The organism is Actinoplanes sichuanensis (assembly GCF_033097365.1).
Classification (GTDB): Bacteria; Actinomycetota; Actinomycetes; order Mycobacteriales; family Micromonosporaceae; genus Actinoplanes; species Actinoplanes sichuanensis.
In genome coordinates this window covers 11,687,661-11,706,836 of record NZ_AP028461.1, presented here as the reverse complement: position 1 = coordinate 11,706,836, position 19,176 = coordinate 11,687,661, and the positions used below count along the sequence as shown (strand labels likewise).

Here is a 19,176-nt window from a genome sequence, read left to right as displayed (position 1 = left end):
ATCAGTTCTTCTCCAGGTGCAGGGTTCCGGCCCGCGCGTAGAGCCGGTGCCGGTCCAGCGCGCGCGGCAGGCTGGTCAGCGCGAACGTCTCGGCCTGGATCGCATAGGGGAGACCGTCGCCGGCCGCGAACAGTGTCCAGTCGGCGTCCTCGGCCGGCCCCAGGTCGTCCAGGTCGATCCGGGCCTGCCAGCGGTCGCCGTCGAAGGTGATCCGGCAGACGGCGTCGACCGGGTCGTCGGAGTTCGGCAGGAACCGGCGCCACACGATCCGCTCGTAGTCCACGCCCGCCCAGCGGGGTCCCTCGACGGTCACCGACCAGCCGTCGACGTGGACGCGGGCGGCGGTCACCCGGGCCGGCATCTCCACCAGGTTCAGGTACTGGCCGGGCGAGCGGGCCACGGTGAGCAGTCGGTCGCCCTGCTGCACGCTGACCGCGCCGGTGAGCCCGGTGATCAGGATCAGCGCCTCGCCGATTTTCGGCACCAGCAGCGTCCGGCCCAGGAACGGATCGTCCGGGCTGGTCGCGTCGACCACCTCGGCGACCGGGATCCGAACCGTGAACAGGTCGCCCGGCCCGGTCTCCAGCGGCGCACGCAGCTCCCGGGCCGCGCGGGACAGCACCAGTTCGGACGCGGTGACGCCGGGCGGCATTCGGCCGGTCAGCACCAGAGCACCGCCGTCCGCGTCGGCCGCGGTCAGTTCGATCTCGCCCCGCATGCGGCGGATCAGCAGCCGGCCGTCGGATGCCTTCACCGGCTGGAACCAGGCGTCGCCGATCCGGTCGCCGACCGGGTACTGCATGTTCATCCGGAGCAGGCTCCGGCGCCGGACCGAGCCGGTGCGCAGGGTCGCGATGAGGCGCACCGCCTCCCGCTTGGCCGGCATCGCGGCGAGCAACTCCCGGGGCACCCGCGCGGTGAACCCGATCAGCCGCTGTTCGCCGCCGCGGTCGCGGACCGGATGCCGGTCGACCGTGAGCGGGGTCTCCCGCAGACCGGCCAGCAGCGCGATCCGCAGCGTGTCGTCCGCCCCGGGCGGCAGGTGGTCGATCACCGCGGTACCGCTGACCAGCAGTGCGTCATGGTCCCAGATCAGGTTGGTGGCGGCGGCCCGCAGTTCGAGGTCGCCACGCGACAGCCGGTGCACGTCCGGCGGTGTACCGGGGGTCTCCGGCAGGCCGCGCGCCCGGTAGCGCCAGGGCAGGACCGGATGCCGCTCGGCCGGGGCCGCCGAGGGACGGCCACCGTCGGCGCGGTACCTGGCGATCCGCTGCAGCAGCTCCACGTCACCGGACTGCAGACCGTGGTACTCCAGGCGCTCGATCGCCGAGGCGCCGACGAACGCCTCCGGGTCGAGCCGCCCGGTCAGCCGGCGGCCCAGGGCCAGCACCGCCTCCAGCTCGTGATCGGGTGCCGAGCCGAACGCCTGGACCACGGTGGCCAGGTCGATCAGGGTGAGGTGCCGGTGCACCTTCCAGCGCAGCTCCGGGGCCCGCCGGTCGACCATGTCCAGGATCATCTCGGCCGACCGGACCCGATCCTCCAGGTTGCCGAACTGGAACTTCAGCTGGGTGACCGACTCGCCGGATTCCCGTTCCCGCCAGTAGTAGGTGGGCGCCGCCACGCAGTCCACGGTGACCGCGTCCAGGTGGGCCTTGAGCGCCACCGGCCAGTCCTCGTAGCGCATCGCCGGGAACTCGTAGCGGAACTGGTCCCAGAAGGTGCGGCGGTACACCTTGTTCCAGACCATCCGGTCGATCGCCAGCTCCGGCCACTCGGTGACGTGGGTGGCCGGGCGGTCGGTGCCGTAGGAGAGCCGGTGCACGTACGACTGCCGTACCCCGGAGGTGTTGTTGAACCGCCGCGCGTTGCCGCCGGCCAGCGACGACGAGGTTCGGTCGAGCGAGCCGACCAGCAGCTCGTACGCGTGTCGGGGCACCAGGTCGTCGCTGTCGACGAAGGTCAGGTACTCGCCGCGGGCCAACTCGATGCCGGCGTTGCGGGCCGGGCCCATCCCCCGGTTCTCCTGGCTGATCATTCGGAACCGGGAGTCGCGCTCGCACCACTCGCGGGCGATCGCGGCACTGCCGTCCCGGGAACCGTCGTCGACCAGCACCACCTCGAAGTCCCGGAACGTCTGCCGGGCCAGCGAGTCGAGACACGGGCCGAAGTAACGCTCCACGTCGTAGAACGGCACGACGATGCTGAGCCGGGGGATCACCGCTGTAAACACCAGTTCCGGAATAGGCGACGGACCGGGCGAGCATCCCGGCGCCGATCGCCTATTCCGCGAACTACGGGTGTCCGGAGGGTGAAGACCCTCCCTACTGCTTGGAGACCTCACGAATAGCGAGGGCCGCATCGAGCACGGCGACGGTGCTCTGCCAGCCCTTGTCCTCGATCGAGTCCTCCAGACCGGCCCGGTCGCGGGCCTGCCCGAGGCTGTGCACGGTGAGCACACCGTGCGCGACCGGGGTGCCCTCGTCCAGCGCCACCCGGGTCAGGCCCGAGGTGACGGCGTCACACACGTACTCGAAATGCTGGGTCTCGCCCTTGATCACCACACCCAGCGCGACCACCGCGTCGACCTTGCGGGCCAGCGCCTGCGCCACCACCGGCAGCTCCACCGAGCCGGCCACCCGAGTGGTGATCACATTCGTAACGCCACACGCCTCGGCGGCGGCCACGGCCCTGGCGATCATGTGCTCCACCAGGTCGTTGTGCCACCGCGAGCCGACGATGCCGAGCCGGAGCCCGGCCGCGTCGACGGTCTGCATGTGCGGATCACCGAAGCCGGCCATGTTTGTCCCCCTTCATCGTCATTGTTGCCCCGATCGGGGACTGGTTCAGGCCAACTCCGCGAACAGGTGGCCCATCCGGTCCCGCTTGGTACGCAGGTACCGGACGTTCTCCGGGTGCAGACGCACCGGCAGCTCCTCGCGACCCGTCACGCGTAGCCCGTACCCCTCGAGGCCTGCTCTTTTGGCGGGGTTGTTGGTGAGCAGGCGCATCGAGCGGATGCCGAGATCGGCGAGGATCTGCGCCCCGGTGCCGTAGTCGCGGGCGTCGGCCGGCAGGCCCAGTTCGAGGTTCGCGTCGACGGTGTCGAAGCCGCGGTCCTGCAACTGGTACGCCTGGAGCTTGTGCAGCAGGCCGATGCCGCGGCCCTCGTGCCCGCGCATGTAGAGGACCACCCCGCGCCCGGCCGCGGCCACCCGTTCCAGGGCGGCGTCCAGCTGGGGGCCGCAGTCGCAGCGCCGGGAGCCGAAGACGTCGCCGGTGAGGCACTCGGAATGCACCCGGACCAGCACGTCCTCACCGTCGCCGAGGTCACCGAAGACCAGCGCCACGTGCTCGCCGTCGTCGGCGGCGGTCCGATAGCCGACCGCGGTGAAAACGCCGTGCTCGGTCGGCAGGACCGTCTCGACGACCCGCTCGACCTGGCTGCCCTCGCGGTGCCGCAGGTAGGCGATCAGCTCCTCGATGGTGATCAGGGCCAGGTCGTGCTCGGCGGCGAACTTCTCCAGGTCCGGGCGGCGCTGCATGGTGCCGTCGTCGTTGACCATCTCGCAGAGCACCCCGGCCGGACGGCAGCCGGCCAGCACCGCCAGGTCGATGGAGGCCTCGGTGTGGCCCGGGCGACGCAGGACACCGCCGGCCTTGGCCCGCAGCGGCACGACGTGGCCCGGCCGGTTGAAGTCGGTGGGCTCGCTGGCGGCCGAGGCGAGCAGGCGGATGGTGTGCGCCCGGTCGGCGGCCGAGATGCCGGTGCTGACGCCGTGCTTCGCGTCGACGGTCACCGCGTACGCCGTACCCCGCGCGTCCTGGTTGGTGTGGAACATGGGCGGCAGATCCAGCCGGTCCGCCTCGCTCTCCGGCAGCGGAACGCAGATGTACCCGGAGGTGTACCGCACCATGAAGGCGACCAGCTCCGGGGTGGCGTGCTCGGCCGCGAAGATGAGGTCGCCCTCGTTCTCCCGGCTCTCGTCGTCCACCACGATCACCGCCTTACCGGCCGCGATGTCGGCGATGGCGCGCTCGATGGTCTCAAACATTGCGGCTCCCCAGCATCTTCTCCACGTACTTGGCGATCACGTCGACCTCGAGGTTGACCGGATCTCCGATGGCCTTGCTGCCCAGCACGGTCAGCTTCGAGGTGGCCGGGATCATCCCGATCGCGAAGCTGTCCTCGTCGACCTCCATGACCGTCAGCGACACCCCGTCGACGGTGATCGACCCCTTCTCCACCACGTACTTCGCCAGCTCGGGGGGCAGCGAGAACCGCACCACCTCCCACTGGTCGGCCGGCTCGCGGGCGATGATCCGCGCCACTCCGTCCACGTGGCCCTGCACCAGGTGCCCACCGAGGCGGCTGCCCAGCGCGGCGGCCCGCTCCAGGTTGACGTTGCCGCCCTCGCGCAGGGCGCCGAGCGAGGTGCGCCGCAGCGTCTCGCCCATCACGTCGGCGGTGAACACCCCGTCGACGTTGTCGATCACGGTGAGACAACAGCCGTTCACCGAGATCGAGTCGCCGTGCCGTGCGTCCGAGGTGACCAGCGGGCCGCGTACGGCGATCACCGCGGAGTCCTCGGCTCCCTCGGTCAGGCGAACGATCTCGCCCAATTCCTCGACGATTCCGGTGAACATTCAGCTCTCCTTCGGAGGCAGGTGGTCGTTCTCTTTCGGCCGCAGGTTCGCGGTGAATCGCAGATCGCCGCCGATCTGCGTGATGTCGGTGAAGTCCAGTTCGATGGCGTCGGCTATGGTGCCGATACCGGCGTCCATCAGCGCGGCCCGCCCGTCGCCGAGCAGTTTCGGCGCCACATAGCCGACCACCCGGTCGATCAGCCCGGCCGCCAGGAATCCGCCGGCCAGCGTCGGGCCGCCCTCCAGCAGCACGTTGCGCACGCCCCGGGCGAACAGCGCGATCAGCATCGAGGCCAGGTCGACGCGGCCGTCCGGCCCGGTGCCGGCGGCGGCCGTCGTGACGATCCAGGTGGGTGCCGCCGCGTCCCGGACCCGGGCGTTCTCCGGGGTACGGCCGGACGAGTCGACCACCACACGCAGAGGCTGTTTGATCGCCAGCGTGCCGTCGCGCAGGTCACGCACGGTGAGCTGCGGGTCGTCGGCGACCACCGTGCCGACCCCGGCCACGATCGCGTCGACGGTGCTGCGCAGCACGTGCACGTCGGCCCGGGACTCGGCCGCCGAGATCCACTGACTGGTGCCGTCGGCCGCCGCCGACCGCCCGTCCAGCGTCGCCGCGAACTTCCACGTCACGTAGGGCCGGCCCCGGCGGACCGCGGTCAGCCAGGCGACGTTGCCCGCCTCCGCGGCCTCCCGCCGCACCCCGGTGACCACCTCGATGCCCGCCTCCCGCAGCGTCGCCGCGCCACCGGCCGCCACCGGCGTCGGGTCGTCCACGGCGATCACCACGCGCCGCACCCCGGCGTTGACCAGCGCCTCCGCGCACGGACCGGTACGCCCGGTGTGATTGCACGGCTCCAGGGTGACCACGCAGACCCCGCCGCGGGCCCGCTCGCCGGCCTGGGCGAGGGCGACGATCTCGGCGTGCGGCCCGCCGGCATACGCGTGGAAGCCCTCGCCGACCACGTCGCCGTCCGGCCCGAGCAGGATGCAGCCGACCACCGGATTGGGGCTGGTCGTGCCGAGGCCCCGGGCGGCCAGCGCGACAGCGCGGCGCATCGCCTCGTCCTCGGTCACCATCTGGCGCTTCCTCTCAACGCGGTACGGTCACGCGCTGAAGGGAGTTATCGCCAGGAAACGGACACCAAGGGTACGCTTCGCGCACCCCGGCCGGATCGCGCCGACGAAGGCACGACCCGCTCCGATCCCGCGCGCTGTCTCCCATCCGGACTGTCTGATCGGCTTTGCAGCCGGTCAACCGTCGGCCCTGGAGTCTCACCAGGTCCACCGTCTGCCTTGGTAGGCAGCCGGGTCGCGGGCTTACCGTCGCTTGCGCGTCGGATCACCGCCGGTTCGGAATTTCACCGAGTCCCGCCAGCGCGTGGTGGGTCACCCCTGAGTCTTGCACTACTTCGGGATTTTGCCACCTCCCTGGCGACCTACCTCACATCCGCCCGGAGTATTCCCACTGAAGCACTGGGATTTATCACTCGGATTCGCTGCGCCTGCGGTCGATCGCGACGTAGGATCCGGGCTGCGATTTCGCGACCTTCTTCATCTCCGAGGCGACCGCGATCACCACCCGTGGATCGGTGAACCGCCGCCCGTCCTCGGTCGCCTGAGCCACCCCGATCGAGAGCGTGACCAGGGCCGCCTTCTGCTTGTTGCCGCGCCGGTCGGGGACCTCGATGTAGCCACGTTGCGCGTCACCCGGCTCGTACAGCCGGTCCGCGGCCTTCTCGAAGTCGTTCACCGTCCGCTGGGTCAGCGGCAGCACCTGATCGGGATGGCAGATGAACACGAAGTCGTCGCCGCCGATGTGGCCCAGGAAGATGGACGGCTTCCCGGTCTGGGAGGCGGCCCGCTGCAGGCTCCGGGCCAGGGCGATGATGAACTCGTCGCCACGGTCGAACCCGTACACGTCGTTGACGCTCTTGAACCTGTCGACGTCGATGTAGCCGACCGAGTAGTCGTCGCCGCCACGCATCCGCTCGCTGATCTCCCGCCGCACCCGGGCGTTGCCGGGCAGGCCGGTCAGCGGCGAGACCTCACGGGCGTCCTTGTGCCGGCGCAGCGTGTTGGTGACCCGCGCGATCAACTCCTCCAGGTCGAAGGGCTTGACCAGGTAGTCGTCGGCACCGGCCTGCAGACCGTGCACCTTGTCGCCGGTCAGGCCCATCGCGGTCAACATGATCACCGGCAGGGCCGAGGTCAGCGGCTCGGCCCGGAGCTGGCGGATCAGCTCCACGCCGTCCATCCGCGGCATCATCCAGTCGATCACCGCGAGGTCGGGCCGGTGCGTCTCCATCAGGTCGAGCGCCTCCTGCCCGTCCCTGGCCCGGATCACCTCGAAACCCCGCAACTTCAGGTTGAACTCGACGAAACCGGCGATGTCCTGGTCGTCGTCGACCACCAGGATCAGGCTCGGTCCCTCTTCGGGGTCCAGCTCGGGATCGATCTCCGGGAGCGACTCAGCAGTGCTCATCGCGCCTTCCTGCCAGCACCGGGGCGAAACCTAGATAATGGTCCTTGAACCGGTCCTCACGCCAGTCCCATCCGAGCCTTCGCGAGGGCGCGCAGCTTGCGGATCGCCTCGGCCGGATCGGCGGCACCGTAGACCGCCGTGCCCGCCACGAACGCGTCCGCGCCCGCCTCGGCGGCCTGCTCGATGGTGTCGGCCGCGATGCCGCCGTCCACCTCGATGCGGATCTCCAGGTCGTTGACCTGGGCGCGGCGGCGCACGTCACGCACCTTGTCCAGCAGCTCCGGCATGAACGCCTGCCCGCCGAACCCGGCCTTGATCGTCATGATCAGGATCGTGTCGAGGTAGGGCAGCAGCTCCAGGTAGGGCTCCACCGGCGTGTCCCGGTCGATCGCCAGACCGGCCTTGGAACCGGCCGCCCGCAGCGTCTTGGCCAGCGCCACCGGGTCGTCACAGGCCTCGGCGTGGAAGGTGACGTTGTAGGCGCCCGCCTCGGCATAGGCCGGCGCCCAGCGCTGCGGGTCGGTGATCATCAGGTGCACGTCGAACGGGATGCTCGTCGCCTTGCGCAGGCTCTGCACCACCGGCAGGCCGATCGTCAGGTTCGGCACGAAGTGGTTGTCCATCACGTCCACGTGCGCCCAGTCGGCCGCGCCCTCGATCGCCTGCACCTCCTCCGCCAGACGGGAGAAGTCGGAGGCGAGGATGCTCGGCGCGATGATGGGTTCCACGCGACGAAGTCTACGGTCCGGCGATGCGAGAAAGGCCGGGCCATCCCGGCCCGGCCTTCCTTCATGACGGCGTTCGGCTTCCGTCGCCTTCGGCTTGCGTCGCCGTCGCCTTCTGCTTCCGTCGCCGTCGCGTTCGGCTTCCGTCGCCGTCGCCTTCGGCGCAGGACCTCAGCTGGTACGGCGGAGGACGGCCAGGAACATCGCGTCCGTCCCGTGGCGGTGCGGCCAGAGCTGCACCGTGGGGCCCGCACCGAGCCCCGGCATCCCCGGCGGCAGCAGCGGCCGGGCGTCCACGAAGTCGACCTCGACACCGCTGCGCCGAGCCCCCTCGCTGACCGTGACCTGCGTCTCCACCATGTGCGGGGAACACGTCACGTAGGCCACCACGCCACCCGGTCGAACCGCCCGCAGCGCGGCCACCAGCAGCTCCCGCTGCAGACGGGTCAGCGGCGGCAGGTCCGCCGGCTGCCGGCGCCAACGCGACTCCGGCCGGCGCCGCAGCGAACCCAGACCGGTGCACGGCGCGTCCACCAGCACCCGGTCGAACCCCTCCTCCGGCAGGTCCGGGTCACGGCCCACCGACCGGCCGTCCATCGGCAGCACCGTCACCGGCATGCCCTCGGTCGCGATGTCGACCAGCCGGGCCCGGTGCTCGGCCACCTCGACCGCGGTCACCTCGGCACCGCGGCTCGCCGCGATCGCGCCGATCAGGCCGGTCTTGCCACCCGGGCCGGCGCACAGGTCCAGCCAGCGGGTGTCCTGACCCTCGATCGGGGCGGCCAGCAGTGCCGCCGCCACCAGCTGCGAACCCTCGTCCTGGACGTGGGCGCGGCCCTCCCGGATGGCGGCCAGATCACGCGGCGCGCCGCCGTTGAGGTACACCGAGTACGGCGAGAACGCGCCCGGCACCCCGTCCACCTCGTCGGCCAGGTCGACCGCGTCGACCCGCCCCGGCCGGGCGCACAGGTGCACCGCCGGCGGCTGGTTGTCCTCGATCAGCAGCCGGGCCGTCTCCTCCAGGTCGCCGCCGAGCGCCTCGGCGAACGACCGGATCACCCACTGCGGGTGGTGGTGCACCACTGAGAGGTGGGCGATCGGATCGTCCTTGTACGCCGGGGAGACCCGCTCCAGCCACGCGTCGAGGGGCGTCTCGGACACCGTACGCATCACCGCGTTGGCGAACCCGGACGCGCCCGGCGCCACCGACCGGACCAGGTCGACCGTCTGGTTCACCGCGGCGTGCGGTGGCACCCGGGTGTAGAGCAGCTGATAGACACCGAGGCGCAGCGCGTCCCGTGCCGGTGGGTCGATCCGTGCGACATCCCGCTCCGCGGCCGCCGCGATGATCAGGTCCAGGGTGCCGACGGCGCGCAGCGTCCCGTAGGTCAACTCGGTCGCGAACGCCGCGTCCCGCCCGTGCAGGCCCATCCCGTTCAGGATGTCGGCGAGCACCAGGTTCGCGTACGCATCGTCGCGGAACACGGCCGCCACCGCCTCGTACGCCGCCTGCCGCGCCGGGTCAGACGGTGGCCGCCCGGCCCGCGGCGCATGGCCACTACGCCCGTCCCGCGAATGGCCCGGGCCGCTCGGTCGGCTCGGCCGTCCGCCGTGTGGGCGCGGCGCCCTGTGTTCCGTCACGCTGAGGTCCTGCTCTCTGAAGTACCGAACTCTATGTTCACGCCAGCTTCTCCCCTGCTTCGATCCGCATGCCCCGCGCCCAGTCGGTGGCGGACATCGGCTTCTTGCCCGCCGCCCGCACCTCGCCCAGGATCACCGGCGTCGTCGCCGTCCCGACCAGCACCTGCTTACGCTCCACCAGAAGCTCCCCCGGGCGCAAACCGGCGGGCCCGTTCGCGATCGGGCGCACCGGGCCCAGCTTCAGCCGCTCGTCGCGCAGCGTCGTCCACGCCCCCGGCGCCGGGGTACACGCACGGATGCGCCGGTCCACCGCGAACGCCGGATCGTCCCAGCGGATCCGGGCGTCCTCGGCCGACAGCTTCGGCGCGAACGTCACCCCGTCGTGCGGCTGCGTGTGCGCCCGTGCGGTGCCCGCCTCGATCGCGTTCAGCACCGCCACCAGCAGACCGGCCCCATCCACGGCCAACCGCTCCAACAGGTGACCCGAGGTGTCGGTGAACCGGATCTGCTCGGTCAGCGTGCCGTAGACCGGGCCGGTGTCCAGCCCCGCCTCCAGCTCGAACACACTGGCCCCGGTCACCTCGTCGCCGTGCAACACCGCATGCTGCACGGGTGCGGCGCCCCGCCAGGCCGGCAGCAGCGAGAAGTGCAGGTTCACCCAGCCGTGCTTCGGGATCTCCAGCGCCGACGGGGGGACCAGCGCGCCGTACGCCACCACCGGCACACAGTCCGGCGCCAGCTCGCGCAGCCGCTCCTGGAACTCCGGGTCGCGTGGTTTCTCCGGGGTCAGCACCTCGATGCCGCGCTCGTCGGCCCACGCACCGGCGGGCGACCGGACCAGGCGGCGGCCCCGGCCGGCCGGGGCGTCCGGGCGGGTCACCACGGCCACCAGTTCGTGGCCGGAGGCGGCGATCGCGTCCAGGCTGGGGACGGCGACCGCCGGAGTACCGGCGAAGATCAAGCGCATCCGGTCACCGGCCCGAGCTGAAGAGACCCGACCCGAAGACACTCCGGCCGTGCGGGCTCTGCTTGATCGTCGGCGGTTTCGCCGCGTCATACCACTCCGCGGAGCGGATCTGCCTCATCGCGTTCTTCCGACCGGCGGCGTCCAGCCGGTCCAGGAAGAGCACCCCGTCCAGATGGTCGGTCTCATGCTGCACGCAACGGGCCATCAGGCCGGTGCCGACCAGCTGGATCGGGTCGCCGAACTCGTTGAATCCGCTGGCCACCACGTTCTGCCGGCGCTTCGTGTCCATGAAGATCCCCGGAACGGAGAAGCACCCCTCGGGTCCGTCCTGCTCCTCCTCGTCGGGGAAGGACAGCACCGGATTGACGATGTGCCCGACCAGGTCGTCCACGTCGAAGGCGAACACCCGCAGCCCGACGCCGAGCTGGGGTGCGGCCAGGCCGACGCCACCCCCGTACTGCATGGTCTCGACCAGATCCTTCACCAGGTTGCGCAGCTCCTTGTCGAAATCCACGACGGAATCGGCCGGCGTGCGCAGCACCGGATCACCGAAGAGACGGATGGTCTGAACAGTCACGCGGTGAGACTCCTGACTCTGGTGGGCAGCACCTGACCAGTCTACGGAGTGACGCGCGCAACGCCGTGGGTGACAGCGGTCCGGCGGCCGGCATCGACGATCGGAAGCCGACGATCAGAACATGTCGAACGGGTCGACCTGGATGCGGACCGGCAGGGCGGCCTTACGCGCGCTGCGCACCCCGGCCGCCTCGTGCAGGGCGTGAGCCAGGTCGGCCGCCCGGGACCGGGTGACCCGCAGCAGCATCCGCTCCTGCTCGTCGGCGGCCGGAACCGGGCCCAGCAGCTCGGCGCCGTCCGGCAGCCGGGCCAGCGACAGCAGCTCGGCCACCGCAGCCGCCTGACCGGTGACGCTGGCCATCCGCGCGGCCGGCGGGAACCCCAGGTCACGGCGCTCGGCCAGCTCCCGCGCGGCGAACCAGCCCGGATCCCAGCGCAGCAGCGCCTGCACCGGGGCCAGCGAACCGTCGGCCACCACGACCACCCGCCCGCCCTCCTGAGCCGGCCGGGCCAGGGCCGCCGCGTTCAGCCAGCGGCGCATCGTCTCCTCGGCCGCCCGCAGGTCGGCGCGGCTCAGCAGCGCCCACGTGTCGAGCAGCAGCACCGCGCCGAACCCGCCCTCGGCCAGCGGCTCGGCCCCGGGCGTGGACACCACGACGGCGGGCTCGCCCGGCACGTCGGTCAGCACCTGCTCCCGCCCGGAGGTCCGCACCGGGAACCCGGGGAAGGCCCGCCCCAGCTCCTCGGCGGTCCGTTTGGCGCCGATCACCGAGGCCCGCAGCCGGCGATCCCGACAGTTCGGACACTGGTAGTCGGCCGAGGCCCGCCCGCACCAGTGACAGACCGGGACGTCCCGGGCGCCGTGCAGCCCCAGTGGCCCCGAACAGTGCGGACAGCGCGCCGGCGTGCGGCACTCGATGCAGGCCACCGACGGCAGGTAACCCCGCCGGGGCACCTGCACCAGCACCGGCGCTCCGGCCTGGAGCGCCTGTTTCGCCGCCTGCCACGCCACACTCGGCAGCCGGGCGATGGCCGCGCCGGAATCCCGGGCCAGCTGAACGTCGTCTCCGGTCGGCGTGATCGCCGGAGACCGGCGCCGCAGCACGGCACGGTCGGCGGCGATCTCCCGCGCCCAGCCGGTCTCGAGAAGCAACTGCCCCTCACCGGTACGCGCGAAGCCGCCCACCAGCGCCGCGCAGTCCGCCAGGCGGGCCCGGGTGAGCAGCACGTCACGCGCGTGCGGGTAGGGCGCCCGTGGCTCGGCGTGCACATCGTCGCCGTCGTCCCAGATGACGACCAGCCCCAGGTCGGGCACCGGCGCCCACATCGCCGCCCGCGTCCCGGCGACCACCGGCACCCGATGCCGGCTGGCCGACAGGAACCGCCGGTAGCGCTCGGACGGCCCGAGAGCCGCGTTGAGCGCGACGTGCAGCCCGTCACCGAGCTCCTCGGTGAGGGCCCGGTCGACCCGGTCGAGGTCACGGGCGTCCGCGACGACGATCACCACCCCGCGCCCGCTGCGCACGGTGGCCGCGGCCGCCTCCGCGATCCGCCGCGGCCAGTCCTCCCCCGGCAGGGCCGACCACACCGCGCGGGCCGGTCGGGCATCCCGCAGCGCCCGCAGATAGGCGGCCCCGGCCACATACGCATCCCACCCACCGGCCGCGGGCTCCCGAACCTCGGCAACCGCCCATCGACCGGCCGCCGCCCCGGGCCCGAAGCCCGGCGCCGATCCCGAACCCGGGCCCGAAACCACGTCGGCGGCCGGTGTCGAATCGGGACCCGCTCCGGGGACCGAAATCACATCGGCGGCGGGCGCCGAACCAGGATCCGACCTCGAAACCACATCGGCGGCGGGCGCCGAACCAGGATCCGACCCCGAGACCGAAGCCACATCGGCGGCCGGTGTCGAATCGGGACCGGAAGAAAGTGGGGAGGCGGCCGCCGCATCAGGGACGGCATCAAGCGCCGGAGAAGCGGGCGAAGCCGAAGAAGCCGGCGAAGCCGAAGAAGCCGGCGAAGCCGAAGAAATCGAGGAAACCGGGGAGTCCGCCGAGACGGCGTCCGGGACCGGCTCGGCCGGGACGGCGGTCACCGGTTGGGACTCGACGCGGGCGTGACGCGGTGGCACCGCGAGCCGGAGCACGTCGGCGAGATTGCCCGCATAACGATCGGCCACCGCGCGGGCCAGCCGGACGATCTCGGGGTCGAGGACCCGCTCGGGCGAGACCACCTTCTCCAGGTAGGCCAGCTTGCCCGCATGATCGGAGGACTCGACCCGGGCCAGTAGAAACCCGCTGACCTGCTGCCCGGCGAACCGGACCTTGACCCGCACACCCGGCTGGGCGGCCTCGTCGTCAGCCGCGGAGACCAGATAGTCGAACGGGCGGTCGAGGTGTGCCAGTGGCAGGTCCACACAGACCCGCGCGACGGGCAGCCGCTCGGCCGGCTCCCGCTCGCTGCGTGTCCCCTTGGTCCCCATGGTCGAACATTCTGCCCGCACCCTCTGACAATTCCGCCCGCCGCCGCCCCCGGCCGCGGGCTTGGCGAATCAGTGGGTGAGGCAGGTCACCGTCTGCGCCTGGAGGTCGATCTCCACGATGTCCGGGAAACGGAGGTCGGCCCAGAACCGGGCCGGGTCGGTCGCCAGCTGGTACCGGCTGGCCATCCACACCGTCGGCGCCAGGCCGTGGGTGCCGATGACGAGAGTGCGGTTCTGTTCGGCGGCGGCGGCCGCGTGGCGTACCACCGCGGCGTCGAACCGCTCGATCACCTGATCTCGCGGCTCCCACCCGTCGGGGCACTCGCCTCGCGCATAGGCCTGCGCGGCCGAGTGGTAGCCCGATTCGTCGGTGAACCACACGTGCGGTCGATGCACTTCGGCGAGGCCCGGATCACGGACCACCCGCTGAGCGCCGGCGATCTCCTGCATGGTCTGTGCGGCCTTCGGTTCGGTGCTGGCCACGTAGTAGGCCGGATGGCAGACGTGCAGCCGCATCAGGCGGGCCGCGACGCGGCTCTCCTGTGCCAGCTGCCACTGCTCCGACGGCACGTCCGGATCGACGGCCGGCATCGCATGCCGGACCACGATCACCCGATCGCCCTGAACACCCGTCATCACGGAAGCGTAAGCGCCTTCACCACCCCTGACTCTCATGCGAACGAACACGCATTTCAGGCGCCGGCGGATCACCCGTGGCGGCACTTCCTTTCCCAGCACCCGAGATTCCGGGGCCGGAACGACGGAGTTCCCGCCCCCATTCCGGGCCGGAACGGCAGAGCGCCCGCCCCCATCCCGGGGCCGGAACGGCAGAGCGCCCGCCCCCGGATGGGGAACGGGCGCCCGGCACGGCGAACAGCCTCAGGAGGCGGCGTTCTTCAGGTCGGCGGCGCGGTCGGTGCTCTCCCACTTCAGCTCCGGCAGCTCACGGCCGAAGTGGCCGTACGCCGCGGTCTGCTGGTAGATCGGGCGCAGCAGGTCGAGGTCGCGGATGATCGCGGCCGGGCGCAGGTCGAAGACCTCGCCGATGGCCTTCTCGATCCGCTCGACGGGCACGTTCTCGGTGCCGAAGGTCTCGACGAACAGGCTGACCGGGTGGGCCTTGCCGATCGCGTAGGCGACCTGGATCTCGCAGCGCTCGGCGAGCCCGGCGGCGACGACGTTCTTGGCGACCCAGCGCGTCGCGTACGCCGCGGAACGGTCGACCTTGGACGGGTCCTTGCCGGAGAAGGCGCCGCCACCGTGGCGGGCGTAACCGCCGTAGGTGTCGACGATGATCTTGCGACCGGTGAGGCCGGCGTCACCCATCGGGCCGCCGATCTCGAAGCGGCCGGTCGGGTTGACCAGCAGCCGGTAGCCCTCGGTGTCGAGGCCGAGGCCCTCCAGCTCGGGGGCGATGACGTGCTCGCGGACGTCCGGCGTGAGCAGCGACTCCAGCGAGATGTCGGCGGCGTGCTGCGACGAGACCACGACCGTGTCGAGGCGGACCGGGCGGAGCCCGTCATACTCGATGGTGACCTGGGTCTTGCCGTCGGGGCGCAGGTAGGGGATCGTCCCGTCCTTGCGCGCGGCGGACAGTCGGCGGGCCAGCCGGTGCGCGAGCGCGATCGGCAGCGGCATCAGCTCGGGGGTCTCCGAGCAGGCGAAGCCGAACATCATGCCCTGGTCGCCGGCGCCCTGGCTGTCCAGCGAGTCGCCGGCCTCACCCTCGCGCTGCTCGATGGCGGTGTCGACACCCTGCGCGATGTCCGGCGACTGAGAGCCGATGGAGACGCTCACGCCGCACGAGGCGCCGTCGAACCCCTTCTTCGACGAGTCGTAACCGATCTTCAGGATGGTGTCGCGGACGATGCTGGGGATGTCGGCGTAGGCCTGGGTGGTGACCTCACCGGCCACGTGGACCTGGCCGGTGGTGATGAGGGTCTCCACCGCGACACGGCTGCGCGGGTCCTGCGCGAGCAGGGCGTCGAGAATCCCGTCGCTGATCTGGTCAGCGATCTTGTCCGGGTGGCCTTCCGTGACCGACTCGGAGGTGAACAGACGGCGTGCCACGGTGCTCCTCAGATTTGTCGAATACAACGTAACGCGGAAGTGTAGCCAGGGTCGCTAGGCGTCGGCGGACCTGGGTTTCCATCGGATGGCGACTTGATCGAAAATCATATCGGCCACATCGTCTTTGGGTAGTTCCCCGTGAGTGGCGGTGAACCCGTCCGCCCCCAGCAGGGTGACCGTGTTGCGGTCCTGCCCGAAGACCAGATCCGGGCCGACCTCATTGACGACGATCAGGTCAGCGCGCTTGCGGACCAGCTTGCCGCGGGCGTTCTCCAGGGCGTCGTGGGTCTCGGCCGCGAAGGCGACGAGGATCTGGCCGGGGCGCTTGGCGGCGCCCAGTTCGGCGGCGATGTCCGGGTTCGTGACCAGGGTGATCGGGCCGGGCGTACCGTCGTCGGTCTTCTTGATCTTCTGCTCGGCGACCGTCGCGGGCCGGAAGTCGGCGGGTGCGGCCGCCATCACGACGACGTCGGCCGAAGCGGCCGCCTCCACGGTGGCCTTGCGCAACTCCTCGGTGGTGCCGACGCGCACGACGTCGGCCCCGGCGGGGTCGGGCAGCGACACGTTCGCCGAGACGAGTGTCACTCTGGCGCCACGGGCGACAGCCACCTTGGCCAGCGCGTATCCCTGTTTCCCGGAGGATCTGTTGCCCAGGAACCGGACCGGGTCGAGCGGTTCGCGGGTGCCTCCGGCGGTGACCACGACATGACGACCGGCAAGATCAAGAGCGAGACCACGCCGGTGTACGCGCAACGCGACCTCGAAGATCGCCGAGGGGTCCGGCAGCCGCCCCTTGCCGGTGTCCTTTCCGGTCAGGCGTCCGACCGCGGGCTCGATCACGATCGCCCCGCGCCGGCGAAGAGTCGCCACATTTTCCTTGGTGGCCGGGTTCTCCCACATCTCGGTATGCATGGCCGGCGCGTAGACGACCGGGCACGTGGCCGTGAGCAGAGTGTTGGTGAGCAGGTCGTCGGCGATGCCGTGGGCGGCCTTGGCCAGCAGGTCGGCGGTGGCCGGAGCGACCACGACCAGCTCGGCGGCTCGGCCGATGCGCACGTGTGGCACCTCGTGCACGTCGTCCCAGACCCCGGTCGCCACCGGCCGCCCGGACAGCGCGGCCCAGGTGGGCTCGCCGACGAATTTAAGTGCCGAATCGGTCGGGACGACCCGCACCCCATGGCCGGACTCGGTGAACAGCCGCAGGAGCTCGCACGCCTTGTAAGCCGCGATCCCCCCGCCCACGCCCAGCACGATCTCGGTCACAGCTTCACCATCGGCACGAATTCACCTCGGATAACAATTGATCCCGCGCCCATGATGCGGGACGCGGGATCAAACGGATCGACTTGGATCAGGGATTGTCAGTCGCCTCGGCGGTCAGCAGGCCTGCGTTGATCTCACGCATCGCGATCGAGAGCGGCTTCTCCTGCGGCGTGGTCTCGACAAGCGGACCGACGTACTCGAGAAGACCCTCACCGAGCTGGCTGTAGTAGGCGTTGACCTGGCGGGCGCGCTTGGCCGCGAAGATCACCAGCGAGTACTTCGACGAGGTCTTGTCGAGCAGCTCGTCGATCGGCGGGTTGGTGATGCCTTCGGGGTTCGCGATGGTTCCCACGTGGTGAATCCTTAATGCTCGTGTGCCAGGTATAACGAACCGAGCAATCCTACCAGCTCATCAGCGGCTCGTTCGACGAAGTCGTTCACAACGGTGACGTCGAACTCGGACTCGGCCGCCAACTCCTCGTCGGCGTGGGCGAGTCGGCGCTTGATCGTCTCCTCGTCGTCGGTCCCCCGGCCGATGAGGCGGCGCTGGAGCTCCTCCACGCTCGGTGGAGCCAGGAAGACCAGCTGGGCCTGCGGCATGGCCGCACGGACCTGGCGGGCGCCTTGCAGGTCGATCTTCAACAAAACGGGCCGGCCCTGATGGAGCCAGCCCTCGACCTGCGCGCGGGGCGTGCCATAGAGGTTGCCCGCGAACTCCGCCCACTCCAGCAGCTGATTTCCGTCGATCAGTCGCTGGAACTCGGACCTGGTCACGAAGTGGTAGTGCTCGCCGTCGGTCTCGTAGTCGCGTTTCTTGCGTGTTGTCACCGACACCGAGAGTTTGATCCACGGCGAGCGCAGCCGGATCAGCTCGATCACACTGTCCTTCCCGACCCCGGAGGGGCCGGAAAGAACGGTGAGGCGGGCCTCCGGCTGCGCGTCGTCATCCATGCTCACGGCTCATTCCTACACGAGCCGATGAGTCAGTTCGCAGCGAACTCCCCCAGGAGGGCCTTGCGCTGCTGGTCGCCGAGACCCCGGAGCCGGCGGCTCTCGGCGATCTTCAGCTTCTCCATGATCTGGGTCGCGCGGATCTTGCCGATGCCCGGCAGCGCCTGAAGCACGGCCGAAACCTTCAGCTTGCCGACGACCTCGTCAGCCTCCGCGCGCTCGAGCACGGCGGCGAGGGTGGTCTTGCCGGACTTGAGCTGTTCCTTCAGCTCAGCCCGAGCCTTGCGAACTTCCGCGGCCTTCTCCAGCGCAGCAGCACGCTGTTCGGGGCTCAATGACGGGAGCGGCACCAGTTCTCCTCAGGTCCCTGAGCGGCGGTAGTTCAATACCGGCGCTTCTGTGAAACGTGGTGTGCCATGGAACCGAAGGGGCATATGGTTCCCGGCGCCGGGAAAACTAGCGGTCAAACCGGGTTTCGGCAACGTGGGGGTACCCCCGGTCCGCCTCTTCCGGAGCCTGATAAGCAGGCCGTTTCACCCGAGGGCGGCGCGCACGTCGGCCAGAACGCGGTCTGTTGCGGCCCGCAATCCGGCGATCTCCGGGCCGCCGGTGAGAACTTCCCGTGAGTACGACGGCAACACGTTGTGAAGGCTCTCACCGAAGACGGCTCGCAGGTCATCGGGGGTTCCGCCCTGCGCTCCGAGGCCCGGAGCGAGCAGCGGGCCGTTGACCTTGGAGAGGTCGTGGCCGGTCTCGCCGATCGTCGCGCCGACCACGAGACCGAGACTGCCGAGCGGCTGTGCACCCGCGTTGACCTGGGAAATCTCATCGATCACGGTCTGCGCGACGGATTTTCCGGACGAAGTGACGGCGTGTTGGACGGCCGGCCCCTCGGGGTTCGAGGTCAGCGCCAGGACGAAGACTCCACCCCCGTGAGCGGCCGCCGAGTCGAACGCCGGCTGCAATGAACCGACTCCAAGATAGGGACTCACAGTAATCGCGTCGGCACAGAGAGTGCTTGCCGGATTCAGGTACGCGTCGGCGTACGCGGCCATCGTCGAGCCGATGTCGCCACGTTTCACATCCAGCAGGACGAGCGCACCGGCTTCTCGCGACTGTCGGATAGTTGACTCAAGAACCGCGACTCCGCGTGACCCAAATCTCTCAAAAAAAGCTGACTGCGGCTTCAGAACAGCCACCCGATCGGCCAGTGCGTCGACGACCGTACGGGCGAAGCGTTCGAGGCCGGAGATGTCGTCGGACAGGCCCCATCGGGCCAGGAGCGAGGCGTGCGGGTCGATCCCGACACACAGCGGACCACGCTCCGCAACCGCCGCGTGCAGTCGTTCGCCGAAGGTTTCCATGAACT

At 70.6% G+C, this 19,176-nt stretch carries 18 protein-coding genes and 1 riboswitch; all 18 genes read right to left on the bottom strand.

Annotated elements, in window-relative coordinates; translation table 11 throughout:
• Position 1: 1 nt before the first annotated feature.
• Complete coding sequence (locus tag Q0Z83_RS53620) at positions 2-2,233, bottom strand: glycosyltransferase (RefSeq protein WP_317791274.1); 2,232 nt, start codon at positions 2,231-2,233, stop codon at positions 2-4.
• 91 nt (positions 2,234-2,324) lie between these two features.
• Positions 2,325-2,801, bottom strand: coding sequence for a 6,7-dimethyl-8-ribityllumazine synthase (gene ribH, locus Q0Z83_RS53615; protein WP_317791273.1), 477 nt, complete (start codon positions 2,799-2,801; stop codon positions 2,325-2,327).
• 45 nt (positions 2,802-2,846) lie between these two features.
• Entirely contained in the window at positions 2,847-4,055 is a 1,209-nt protein-coding gene (locus Q0Z83_RS53610) for a bifunctional 3,4-dihydroxy-2-butanone-4-phosphate synthase/GTP cyclohydrolase II (RefSeq protein ID WP_317791272.1), read from the bottom strand.
• Entirely contained in the window at positions 4,048-4,647 is a 600-nt protein-coding gene (locus Q0Z83_RS53605; RefSeq protein ID WP_317791271.1) for a riboflavin synthase, read from the bottom strand. Before Q0Z83_RS53605 ends, Q0Z83_RS53610 begins: the two co-directional genes overlap by 8 nt.
• Positions 4,648-5,727, bottom strand: a complete 1,080-nt coding sequence (ribD, locus tag Q0Z83_RS53600) for a bifunctional diaminohydroxyphosphoribosylaminopyrimidine deaminase/5-amino-6-(5-phosphoribosylamino)uracil reductase RibD (RefSeq protein ID WP_317791270.1) — start codon at positions 5,725-5,727, stop codon at positions 4,648-4,650.
• A gap of 129 nt (positions 5,728-5,856) precedes the next feature.
• Positions 5,857-6,030: riboswitch (FMN riboswitch) on the bottom strand.
• Between the two features lie 103 nt (positions 6,031-6,133).
• Positions 6,134-7,132: a GGDEF domain-containing response regulator gene (locus Q0Z83_RS53595; RefSeq protein ID WP_317791269.1), complete on the bottom strand. Its 999-nt coding sequence runs from the start codon at positions 7,130-7,132 to the stop codon at positions 6,134-6,136.
• A gap of 56 nt (positions 7,133-7,188) precedes the next feature.
• Positions 7,189-7,860, bottom strand: a complete 672-nt coding sequence (gene rpe, locus Q0Z83_RS53590; protein ID WP_317791268.1) for a ribulose-phosphate 3-epimerase — start codon at positions 7,858-7,860, stop codon at positions 7,189-7,191.
• Between the two features lie 168 nt (positions 7,861-8,028).
• The gene (locus Q0Z83_RS53585; RefSeq protein WP_317791267.1) at positions 8,029-9,498 is read right to left on the bottom strand and encodes an RsmB/NOP family class I SAM-dependent RNA methyltransferase; all 1,470 of its coding nucleotides are present in this window, start codon (positions 9,496-9,498) and stop codon (positions 8,029-8,031) included.
• 37 nt (positions 9,499-9,535) lie between these two features.
• On the bottom strand, positions 9,536-10,465 hold the full coding sequence (fmt, locus tag Q0Z83_RS53580; RefSeq protein WP_317791266.1) for a methionyl-tRNA formyltransferase: 930 nt from the start codon (positions 10,463-10,465) through the stop codon (positions 9,536-9,538).
• 4 nt (positions 10,466-10,469) lie between these two features.
• Entirely contained in the window at positions 10,470-11,042 is a 573-nt protein-coding gene (def, locus tag Q0Z83_RS53575; protein WP_317791265.1) for a peptide deformylase, read from the bottom strand.
• Between the two features lie 114 nt (positions 11,043-11,156).
• The gene (locus Q0Z83_RS53570) at positions 11,157-13,523 is read right to left on the bottom strand and encodes a primosomal protein N' family DNA-binding protein (RefSeq protein ID WP_378079120.1); all 2,367 of its coding nucleotides are present in this window, start codon (positions 13,521-13,523) and stop codon (positions 11,157-11,159) included.
• Between the two features lie 69 nt (positions 13,524-13,592).
• The gene (locus Q0Z83_RS53565; RefSeq protein ID WP_317791264.1) at positions 13,593-14,159 is read right to left on the bottom strand and encodes a histidine phosphatase family protein; all 567 of its coding nucleotides are present in this window, start codon (positions 14,157-14,159) and stop codon (positions 13,593-13,595) included.
• Positions 14,160-14,402: 243 nt separating this feature from the next.
• Positions 14,403-15,593, bottom strand: a complete 1,191-nt coding sequence (gene metK / locus Q0Z83_RS53560; protein WP_317791263.1) for a methionine adenosyltransferase — start codon at positions 15,591-15,593, stop codon at positions 14,403-14,405.
• Positions 15,594-15,647: 54 nt separating this feature from the next.
• Positions 15,648-16,856 carry a bifunctional phosphopantothenoylcysteine decarboxylase/phosphopantothenate--cysteine ligase CoaBC gene (coaBC, locus tag Q0Z83_RS53555; RefSeq protein ID WP_317791262.1) on the bottom strand — a complete coding sequence of 403 codons (1,209 nt, stop codon included), beginning with the start codon at positions 16,854-16,856 and terminating at the stop codon, positions 15,648-15,650.
• Positions 16,857-16,944: 88 nt separating this feature from the next.
• On the bottom strand, positions 16,945-17,208 hold the full coding sequence (rpoZ, locus tag Q0Z83_RS53550; RefSeq protein WP_015623990.1) for a DNA-directed RNA polymerase subunit omega: 264 nt from the start codon (positions 17,206-17,208) through the stop codon (positions 16,945-16,947).
• 11 nt (positions 17,209-17,219) lie between these two features.
• Complete coding sequence (gene gmk, locus Q0Z83_RS53545) at positions 17,220-17,807, bottom strand: guanylate kinase (protein ID WP_317797374.1); 588 nt, start codon at positions 17,805-17,807, stop codon at positions 17,220-17,222.
• Between the two features lie 32 nt (positions 17,808-17,839).
• Positions 17,840-18,157, bottom strand: a complete 318-nt coding sequence (mihF, locus tag Q0Z83_RS53540; protein ID WP_093613818.1) for an integration host factor, actinobacterial type — start codon at positions 18,155-18,157, stop codon at positions 17,840-17,842.
• A 183-nt stretch (positions 18,158-18,340) separates the two neighbouring features.
• On the bottom strand, positions 18,341-19,171 hold the full coding sequence (gene pyrF, locus Q0Z83_RS53535; RefSeq protein WP_317791261.1) for an orotidine-5'-phosphate decarboxylase: 831 nt from the start codon (positions 19,169-19,171) through the stop codon (positions 18,341-18,343).
• Positions 19,172-19,176: the final 5 nt, after the last annotated feature.

What these genes read in the sequence shown, in the direction of transcription:
- ribH (WP_317791273.1), bottom strand. Translation starts at nt 2,801, where the DNA reads ATGGCCGGCTTCGGTGATCCGCACATGCAGACCGTCGACGCGGCCGGG.
- Q0Z83_RS53610 (WP_317791272.1), bottom strand. Translation starts at nt 4,055, where the DNA reads ATGTTTGAGACCATCGAGCGCGCCATCGCCGACATCGCGGCCGGTAAG.
- Q0Z83_RS53605 (WP_317791271.1), bottom strand. Translation starts at nt 4,647, where the DNA reads ATGTTCACCGGAATCGTCGAGGAATTGGGCGAGATCGTTCGCCTGACC.
- ribD (WP_317791270.1), bottom strand. Translation starts at nt 5,727, where the DNA reads ATGGTGACCGAGGACGAGGCGATGCGCCGCGCTGTCGCGCTGGCCGCC.
- Q0Z83_RS53595 (WP_317791269.1), bottom strand. Translation starts at nt 7,132, where the DNA reads ATGAGCACTGCTGAGTCGCTCCCGGAGATCGATCCCGAGCTGGACCCC.
- fmt (WP_317791266.1), bottom strand. Translation starts at nt 10,465, where the DNA reads ATGCGCTTGATCTTCGCCGGTACTCCGGCGGTCGCCGTCCCCAGCCTG.
- Q0Z83_RS53570 (WP_378079120.1), bottom strand. Translation starts at nt 13,523, where the DNA reads ATGGGGACCAAGGGGACACGCAGCGAGCGGGAGCCGGCCGAGCGGCTG.
- Q0Z83_RS53565 (WP_317791264.1), bottom strand. Translation starts at nt 14,159, where the DNA reads ATGACGGGTGTTCAGGGCGATCGGGTGATCGTGGTCCGGCATGCGATG.
- gmk (WP_317797374.1), bottom strand. Translation starts at nt 17,807, where the DNA reads ATGGATGACGACGCGCAGCCGGAGGCCCGCCTCACCGTTCTTTCCGGC.
- pyrF (WP_317791261.1), bottom strand. Translation starts at nt 19,171, where the DNA reads ATGGAAACCTTCGGCGAACGACTGCACGCGGCGGTTGCGGAGCGTGGT.